Consider the following 6209-nt stretch of genomic DNA (forward strand, 5'->3'; position numbering starts at 1 on the left):
GGCTCAGAGCAGCGGTCGCTGCAGGATCCAGGACCCCCCGAGCACGAGGGCGCCGACGCACACCACCAGGAACGCGCCCACCCAGAACCCGCCCGGCAGCGGCGTCAGCCGGGCCAGCGCGTCCGCGTCGGAGGTCCCCCGCCCGCGACCGCGCCGCCGCTGCGCCTGCATCTCCAGCACCGCCCGCGGCGCCCCGAGCAGCAGGAACCACGTCACGGCGTACGCCACGGCGACCTGCACCGCCGGCGTCCCCCACCACGTCACGCCGACCAGGGCCACGCCCGTGACCAGCACCGCCCACAGGCCGTACCAGTTGCGGATCTGCACGAGCACGAGGGCGAGGGCCACCACCAGGCCCCACAGCAGCCCGACGGCGTAGCCGCGCCCGAGCACCCACGAGGCGGCCAGCCCGAGCACCGCGGGCCCGACGTACCCGGCGAAGGCGGTCGCGACCATCCCCGGCCCGCGGGCGCGCCCCACGGAGACGGTCAGCCCGGAGGTGTCGGAGTGCACGCGCATCCCGGAGAGCCGCCGCCCGGACAGGACGGCGACCAGGGCGTGCGCGGCCTCGTGCACGATCGTCAGCAGGTGCCGCGACAGGTGCCACAGGGTCGGCACCGCCAAGCACAGCAGCGCCACGCCCAGCGTGCCGAGCAGCACCGGCAGGCCGGGCGCCGGCTGCACGGTGGTCGCACGGTCCCAGATCTCGCCGGGCAGCGCCCCCAGGTCGTCGAGCACGGCGGTCACAGCTCGTCGAGCGTGAGGTCGTCCAGCTCGACGGCGAGGTGCACGCCGTCGGCCTGCACGGTCGCGGCGGTGACCCGGGCGCCGGCCGGGAGCTGGTCCGTGAGGCGCAGCTCGGTGATCCGGGAGGCCAGCCCGTCGGGCAGCACGCCCGCGTCGATCGTCAGCCCGCCGAGCGTCGCCGACTCGATCGCGGCGGTGACCCCGTCGGCCCCCGCGGCGGCGAGCGTCAACGTGACCGCCGCGGGGACGCCCGCCGCCTCGCCCTCCGCGACGAGCCGGTCGCCGTCGACGCGCAGCGCCAGGTCCCAGCCGGTGCGCTCGCGCAGCAGCTCCGCGAGCGCCGCAGTCGGGACGGTGGCGGTGGCGCGCACGTGCTCGGCGCCCCGCGGCTCCCGCACGGCCACGCCCGCGGCCGTGATCCGCAGGTCGGTCACGTCGAGCCCGCGCAGCGTCGCGGTGGCCGCGCGCACGCGCACGTCGTCGAGCGCACCGCGGGCCAGCTGGGTGAGGAACGGGAAGCCCTCGACGGTGACGTGCACGTCGGTGGCGGAGGTCTTCTGCCGCACCGCGTCGGCCGCCACGTCCTCCGCGACGCCGCGCGTCACGCGGTCCGCGAGCAGCGTGCCGCCGACCAGCAGCGCCAGGGCCAGGACGAGGCCGACGACGCAGCCGATGCGCCGGCGACGCCGGACGGGGGTGGTCTGCACGGCCCCGAGCCTACGAGGCCCCCCTGCGTGCGCGCGGGGATCCCGCGTCCGGTTGCGGGGTCCCGTGCCTCCGCCTTGACTCGGTGGGGCAGGGGCAGCGGAGCGACGGGAGCGGACGCATGGGCATCGGGGACTTCGTCGACAAGGCCAAGCGGGCCGTGGCCGGCAACGAGGACAAGATCGCGGGCGCCATCGACAAGGCCGCCGACGCGGTGAAGTCGCGCACGTCGGACTCGACCGACGCGAAGGTCGACCGCGCGGCCGGGAAGGCGCGGGAGCTGCTCGAGAAGCAGAAGCGCGACACCGGGGAGGAACCGCCCCGGCACCACACGGAGCGTCCCGACCCGCCGGCGCTCTGAGGCGGCGCCGGTGACGTCGCGACCCGTCCTCCTGGTCCTCCACGGCGCACGGGGCGATCTCGCGCGCCGCATGGTCTACCCCGGCCTGGCCGAGCTCGCGCAGCGCGGCCTGCTCCCGGAGCGGTGGCTGCTGCTCGGCACCGGTCGCCGCCCGACCGACGAGGTGGACCTGCCCGCGCTGGTGCACGAGTCGCTCGCGGAGCACGGCGACGACGGCCACGCCGGGCTGCTCGACGACCACGTGCGGTACGCCACCACGTTCGACGAGGACGACCCGGGCGACCTGGTGGACGCCATCGGCGAGGCCCGCCGCGAGCTCGCCGGGGACGACGGCGAGGTGGTCGTCGTGCACTACCTGGCGGTCCCGCCGTCGTCGTTCGCGCCGATCACGCGCGGGCTGCGGCAGCACGACCTCGCCGACGGCGCCCGCGTGGTCTACGAGAAGCCGTACGGCACGTCGCCGGAGTCGTTCGACGAGCTGGACGCCCTGGTGCACGAGGTGCTCGACGAGGACCAGGTGTTCCGGATCGACCACTTCCTCGGCAAGGAGGCGACCCAGAACCTGCACGTGCTGCGGTTCGCGAACGAGCTGTTCGGGGGCGTCTGGAACCGGCAGCACGTCGCCGAGGTGCAGGTCGACGTGCCGGAGACGCTGGACGTCACCGACCGCGTGGACTTCTACGACGAGACCGGCGCGGCCCTCGACATGCTCGTGACGCACCTGTTCCAGGTCGCCGCCGAGGTCGCGATGGAGCCGCCCGCGCGGATGGACGCCGCGCATCTCGCGACGGCGCGCGAGCACGTCATCGGCTGCTTCCGGCCGCTCGACCCCGTCCGGGACGTCGTGCTCGGGCAGTTCGAGGGCTACCGGGACGTCGACGGCGTGGCGGAGGGCTCCCGGACCGACACGTTCGTGGCCGCACGCCTGTGGGTCGACAACGACCGCTGGCGCGGGGTGCCGTTCCTGCTGCGCACCGGCAAGCGGATGGCGGTCTCCGCCCAGCGGGTGACGCTCGTGCTGCGGACCCCGGACGAGCTCTTCGGCGAGCCGACGGGCCCCGGCCGGATCAGCCTGTCGCTGTCGGGGGACGGGGCGATCGACGTGACGACGACGGTGAAGCAGCCCGGCGCCGAGCTCCGGCTCGCGACCGGCACCGCCTCGCTGTCGCTGGACGACGTCTCGCCGGGCGAGCCGCTGCCGCCGTACGCGTCGCTGCTGCACGACGTGCTGGCCGGGGACCGCACGCTGTTCACGACGCCGCAGGGGCTGCGCGCGGCGTGGGAGGCGTTCGCGCCGCTGCTGGGCCCGGACCGCCCGGAGCCGGAGCCGTACGCCCCGGGCACGTGGGGGCCCGCCCGGGCCGACGCGCTGGCCGGCCCGGACGGGTGGGTCCTCACTCGTAGCTGACGGCGTCCAGCACCTTCATGCGGGCGGCCCGGGTCGCGGGCCACAGCGCGGCCAGCACCCCGACCACCACGGCCAGCGCGAGCATCCCCAGCAGGTTGCCCCACGGGATGACGAGCTCGGAGAGCCCGTCGCTCGCGTAGACGGTCGGCAGCGCGGAGGCCAGGGCGACCCCGACCCCGAGCCCGACGACCGTCCCGAACACCGCCGTGAGCACCGACTCGACCGTCACGGTCCCGGCGAGCTGCAGCCGCCCGAGCCCGACCGCGCGGAGCAGGCCGATCTCCCGCGTCCGCTCGATGACCGACAGGGCGAGCGTGTTGACGATGCCGAGCACCGCGATCACGACCGACAGGCCGAGCAGCGCGTACAGGATGACCAGCACCTGGTTCACCTGGTCGGCGAGGGTCGACACGAACTCGTCCTGCGTCATCACCGAGACGACCACGTAGGGCGAGACGGCCGCGGCGACCGCGTCCTGCAGCTCGGCGACGCCGACGCCCGGCGCCGCGTCGACGAGCACCGTGTCGATGCTCTGCTGCTCCGCCGGCACGAGGTCGTCGAGCACGGCCGTGGGCACCACCACCGGGGCGCCGACGACGTTGCTCGAGAACACGGCCCCGACGCGGACGTCGCGGTCGCCGGTGAGCCCCTGCACCGTGAGCGTGCCGCCCACCTGCCAGCCGTGCGTCTCGGCGTCGGACTCCTTGACGATGGCGCCGCCGTCCGCGAGCGCGGCGGAGACGTCCCCGTCCACGGTCTCGACGTCGATGGCCCGGTCGAACAGGTCGGCCGCGAGGCCCGCGACGTACACGACGGCCTCGTCGTCGCCGCCCTGCTCCCCGACGGGCAGCGGGGCGAAGGCGAACGGGTCGGCGGTCCCGACCTCCGGCAGCGCCTCGACGTCCGCGACCGCGCCCGCCGGCACCTCGCGCGTCGCCGACTGCAGCACCAGGTCGCCGTGGAGCTGCGACTCGACCACGCCGGCGACGGACTCCTGCGTCGACACCGCGATCACCGACACCCCGCCGACGAGCGCCATGCCGACCATGAGGGCGCCCGCGGTGTTGGCGGTGCGCCGCGGGTTGCGGACGACGTTCCCGCGCGCGAGCCGGCCCACGGGGCGCAGCAGGCGGACGAACGGCCAGGCCAGTGCGCCGACGACCCACCGGGCGAGGGACGGCGCGAGCATGAGCACCCCGAGGAGCACCGCGGCGGCGCCGACCCCGAGCACGGTGCCCGCGGCGTCGGACTCCGGCCGCACCATGGCGGTGACGACACCGGCCACACCGAGCGCCGTGAGGACGGTGCCGATCACCGCGCGGACCCGCATGGAGCGCTCGGGCACCGTCACGTCGTCACGCATCGCCTCCACGGGCGGCACGAGCGCCGCGCGCCGGGCCGGCACCGCCGCGGCCAGCACGCTGACCACGGTGCCGACCACCAGCGAGACGCCGATGGTGGCGCCGTCGACCGGGATCTCCCCCGCGAGGTCCATGCCGACCGCCTCGAGGCCGACCTTGAGCACCTGCACGAGCCCCAGGCCCCCGGCGACGCCGACCGCCGACCCGAGCAGGCCGACGACGGCCGCCTGCACGAGGATCGACGCGAACACCTGCAGGGGCGAGGCGCCGACCGCGCGCAGCAGCGCGAACTCCCGCATGCGCTGGCGGACGGACATCGCGAACGTGTTGGAGATGATGAACGCGCCGACGAACAGCGCGATGCCGGCGAACACGAGCAGGAACGTCGTGACGAAGCCGAGCATCTCCCCGATCTCGGCCTTGTTCTCGTCGCGCAGCTGCTGGCCGGACACGGCCTCGAGGCCCGACGGGACGACCTGCCGCACCTCGGCGACGAGGTCATCCGGCGTGGTGCCGTCCGCCGCGTAGACGGCGATGTCGTTGACGTTGCCGTCCGGGGCGAACAGCCCGTAGCCGGTGTCGGGGTCCACCACGACGATCGTCGCGCCGGCCATCGGGCCGCCGAGGTCGAACGAGCCGACGATCGTCACGTCGGTGACCTGCCCGGCGATCACGGCGGTCGTCGAGTCGCCCACGTCGAAGCCCGAGGACTCCAGGGTGTTGGTCTCCAGGGCGACCTCGCCGGCCCGCTCCGGCCCGCGACCCTCGACCATGTCGATCGACGGGTCGTCGGTGACGTAGGGGAACGCGAAGCTCGGCGCCTGCGTGCTCTGCACGGCCGTGCCGTCGGAGCCGACCAGGACGATGGAGCCCTGGATCTCCGGGATCGCGTGCGCGACGCCGTCCAGGTCCGCGATCTCGGTCGCGAGCTCGCGGGGCACCCCGGCGCCGACGGACGAGCCGTCCGTCACCGACGCGCCCTCGGCGGGCGGGACCCGCACGTACGCGTCGCCCGGCGCGGCGGCGTCCACGATCCCGTCGAAGGTGGAGGACATCATCTCGCGCAGCGAGAAGGTCCCGGCCACGAAGGCCACGCCCAGCGCGACCGCGAGCAGGGACAGCAGGAACCGGACGAGGTGCGCGCGGATGCCTCTCAGCGCGACCCGGCCCATCAGCGCACCCCGTCGGCGACACCCGCGGCGGCGGGGGCCGGCCGCAGCGACGTGAGCGTGGCGAGGACGGACTCCGGCGTCGGGTCGGTGAGCTCCCCGACGAGCCGGCCGTCCGCGAGGAACAGCACCCGGTGCGCGTAGGACGCGGCCGTCGGGTCGTGCGTGACCATGACGACGGACTGCCCGAGGCCGTCGACCGAGCGGCGCAGGAACCCGAGGACCTCGCCGGAGGACGTGGAGTCGAGGTTGCCGGTCGGCTCGTCCGCGAACACCACCGCCGGGCGGGAGACGAGGGCGCGCGCGCAGGCGACGCGCTGCTGCTGGCCGCCGGAGAGCTCGGTGGGCTTGTGGTCCAGGCGGTCCGCGAGGCCCACGGCCTGCACGACCGCGTCGAGGTGCGCACGGTCGACCGGGCGGCGGGCGATGTCGAGCGGCAGCGTGATGTTCTCGAGGGC

Annotated in this window: 6 protein-coding genes; 2 read left to right on the forward strand and 4 right to left on the reverse strand. The window is 75.3% G+C overall.

The genetic code is table 11. The features are described 5' to 3' along the window. Positions 1–3: 3 nt before the first annotated feature. The gene (locus AAHH18_RS06645; protein ID WP_343301043.1) at positions 4–747 is read right to left on the reverse strand and encodes a M50 family metallopeptidase; all 744 of its coding nucleotides are present in this window, start codon (positions 745–747) and stop codon (positions 4–6) included. Then, positions 744–1454, reverse strand: a complete 711-nt coding sequence (locus tag AAHH18_RS06650; protein ID WP_343301044.1) for an LmeA family phospholipid-binding protein — start codon at positions 1452–1454, stop codon at positions 744–746. The genes AAHH18_RS06645 and AAHH18_RS06650 overlap by 4 nt, the downstream gene beginning before the upstream one ends. Positions 1455–1573: 119 nt before the next feature. Between AAHH18_RS06650 and AAHH18_RS06655 the strand changes: the two genes are divergently transcribed. Beyond that, positions 1574–1813 carry an antitoxin gene (locus tag AAHH18_RS06655; protein ID WP_283318630.1) on the forward strand — a complete coding sequence of 80 codons (240 nt, stop codon included), beginning with the start codon at positions 1574–1576 and terminating at the stop codon, positions 1811–1813. A gap of 10 nt (positions 1814–1823) precedes the next feature. Next, positions 1824–3221 (forward strand): glucose-6-phosphate dehydrogenase, encoded by a 1398-nt coding sequence (locus AAHH18_RS06660; RefSeq protein ID WP_343301045.1) that lies wholly within the window; start codon positions 1824–1826, stop codon positions 3219–3221. On the opposite strand, the gene AAHH18_RS06665 is transcribed toward AAHH18_RS06660, so the two are convergent. Both AAHH18_RS06665 and AAHH18_RS06670 read right to left on the reverse strand, forming a co-directional pair. Then, on the reverse strand, positions 3208–5754 hold the full coding sequence (locus AAHH18_RS06665; RefSeq protein WP_343301046.1) for an ABC transporter permease: 2547 nt from the start codon (positions 5752–5754) through the stop codon (positions 3208–3210). The genes AAHH18_RS06660 and AAHH18_RS06665 overlap by 14 nt on opposite strands. Next, positions 5754–6209: ABC transporter ATP-binding protein (locus AAHH18_RS06670; RefSeq protein ID WP_343301047.1), on the reverse strand; the 456-nt coding region annotated here is incomplete at its 5' end. The genes AAHH18_RS06665 and AAHH18_RS06670, both read right to left, overlap by 1 nt.

Source organism: Cellulomonas olei, assembly GCF_039548315.1.
Classification (GTDB): domain Bacteria; phylum Actinomycetota; class Actinomycetes; order Actinomycetales; family Cellulomonadaceae; genus Cellulomonas.

What these genes read in the sequence shown, in the direction of transcription:
- AAHH18_RS06655 (WP_283318630.1), top strand. Translation starts at nt 1,574, where the DNA reads ATGGGCATCGGGGACTTCGTCGACAAGGCCAAGCGGGCCGTGGCCGGC.
- AAHH18_RS06665 (WP_343301046.1), bottom strand. Translation starts at nt 5,754, where the DNA reads ATGGGCCGGGTCGCGCTGAGAGGCATCCGCGCGCACCTCGTCCGGTTC.